Source organism: Bacillus sp. AFS001701, from assembly GCF_002559405.1.
GTDB lineage: Bacteria > Bacillota > Bacilli > Bacillales > Bacillaceae_G > Gottfriedia.
On sequence record NZ_NTZO01000172.1, the window covers coordinates 1 to 2,363 of the forward strand.

The window sequence follows — 2,363 nt, forward strand, 5'->3', positions numbered from 1 at the left end:
ATTGCTTTAACTTTTGATGATGGTCCACATCCAGTTTATACGAATTTACTTTTAGATTTACTCCAAAGTCATTCGATTAAAGCAACTTTTTTTGTATTAGGTTCAAAAGCCGAAAAGTATCCTGCGATCATTAAAAGAATACATGAAGATGGTCACTTAATCGGAATACACAATTATAAACATAAATGTAATTGGTTTCTCAGTCCTAAACACTTAAAAAATCAAATAGAAAAGACTGCAAGTATTATTAAGAAAATAACGAACAGTGATCCACTTTATTATCGACCACCTTGGGGGTTGGTTTCACTACCACTCCTATTACAGAAAAAGCTTAAAATTATTTTATGGTCTGTAATGGCAAATGATTGGAGTAGTAAAAAAGGAAGTGAAGGCATTTATACTCTTTTGTTAAATCAAACGAAACCAGGAGCAATTATTTTATTACATGATAATGGAGATACATTTGGTGCAGATGAGGATGCTCCTATTCATACAATAAAAGCATTAGAGAGATACATTGAACATTGTTTACAAAACCAATATCAATTTGTTAGGATTGATAACTAACTATTAAATCAAACCAAACACCACAAGGAAACACTTTACCTTGTGGTGTTTTTACGTATTCATAAAGTTATTAGTCATAAAGTTTCTAAGAAATTGAACTAAAAATATCATTGACAATTAATTGTGAACTAAACCCTTTATTTAATGCAGTTAGAGATGATTTCATTTGTTCTAAATGATTTGATTTGAAAAGAATTCGATTAATATAAAAAGTTAATTCATTTAAGGACTTTACTGTAACTGAAGCACCAGCATTTTCAAATATTCGGGAATTCTCTTTTTCTTGGCCTGGTGTAGGTTTATATAAGATTGTCGGTAAATTACATGCAATACATTCTGATAATGTAATACCACCAGGCTTCGTAATTAAGAGATCTGATTTTTTATACAAATTACGTATATTATTTACGTAGCCAAATACTTGTAGTCTCTCTTTGTATTCTTCATTTAACTTACTTAATTTATTATAAAGGATGCGATTATAGCCACATACAACAGCTACATTAAGTTTTGTTTCAGCAAGTAACTGCTTGGCCATTTTTTCAACGTCCTTTAATAATCCGACTGCCCCAGCAACTATTAAGATTTGATCGTTTGATTTCGAATTACTTGCTCCTTCATTTAAAAAATCTATTTCTTTAAATTCCTGGCGAAGAGGAATACCACTAACAACTATTTTCGATAAAGAAACGCCTAAATTCACCATTTGATGTATTAATCCTTCCGTCGCTATATAGTAGCGATCGATTTCATTATGAATCCATGAGCGGTGAATATAATAGTCGGTAACAACTGTATATAATTTACAAGGATGTGATGAATATTTTTTCCATTTTGCTACAGACCCAACAGGAAATGTAGTAATGATAATATCAGGCTTCTCATTCTGAAGAATACTTTTTATATTCTTTCCGCATAATTCTAAAAGCCTGTCAAAAATGACTGTACTGAATAATTTCTCAGTCCCATAAAAGAACCATTTATAAATAGTTTGGGCATGTTGGAATAATTGCAAATGAATATTTTTTGCAAATACATTTATTGTTGGATATGCTTCTTCGTATATATCAATAATTGTTACATCGTTAAAGTTAATATGTTCAAACTCACTTTTTAACGCTTTAGATACTTCTTTATGCCCATTTCCAAAACTCGATGTAACGACAAGTATTTTAGGCTGCAATACCATACTAATCAACCTCTTTTGAATAGACAAATTAATTAAACGAATGTATGAATTAACATTGAGATTACAACTGCAAATGAAAGATAGTAATGCCAGTTTTTATCTTTTCGTTTATATCTTAAAAAACCAAATATTCCTAATGGAACAAGGAGCAAATAAGTTATAACACCTGAAATATAAACAGCATCTGACTTCCATTTAAAAAAAGTCATAATCACAGAGTGTACTGTAATTAGTGCAAAAGTAATTAACGAGATTGGGACATGTATTAACTTGCACCATCTCAATAATTTACCTAAGTATTTCTTAAATTGCTTTTTGTCATTTAATTTCTTAAATCTAATTAAAAAATAAAGCGGAAAAAGAATAAATGCCACAAATACACCTATTCTTCCAAGAGAACCTTTATCTTTCGCATACATTTTTAAAGGATTCATTTTATGAAATCCATGTTGTATTCCATTTTGTATATGAGGTCCAATATTCGTTAATAATTCAGTTCGATGCGAGACTTTCCACCCTGCAATGATGAAAATAATGATCGAAATTGATAATGCTATATAAATTAATTTTCTCTCATATTTATTTTTTATCCAATTATGAATCATTT

General features: G+C 29.7%; 3 protein-coding genes. 1 reads left to right on the forward strand and 2 read right to left on the reverse strand.

The genetic code is table 11. The features are described from left to right. Positions 1–567, forward strand: a 567-nt coding sequence (locus tag CN514_RS12845) for a polysaccharide deacetylase family protein (protein WP_141529372.1), incomplete at its 5' end; no start/stop codon positions are given. A gap of 85 nt (positions 568–652) precedes the next feature. Here the strand turns inward: CN514_RS12845 and CN514_RS12850 are convergent. Together CN514_RS12850 and CN514_RS25715 are read right to left on the reverse strand one after the other, a co-directional pair. After that, entirely contained in the window at positions 653–1,756 is a 1,104-nt protein-coding gene (locus tag CN514_RS12850; protein ID WP_098232935.1) for an MGDG synthase family glycosyltransferase, read from the reverse strand. 32 nt (positions 1,757–1,788) lie between these two features. Further along, positions 1,789–2,363: hypothetical protein (locus CN514_RS25715; RefSeq protein ID WP_098232936.1), on the reverse strand; the 575-nt coding region annotated here is incomplete at its 5' end.

Coding starts and splice junctions, on each gene's coding strand:
- CN514_RS12850 (WP_098232935.1), bottom strand. CDS start 1,756: ATGGTATTGCAGCCTAAAATACTTGTCGTTACATCGAGTTTTGGAAAT.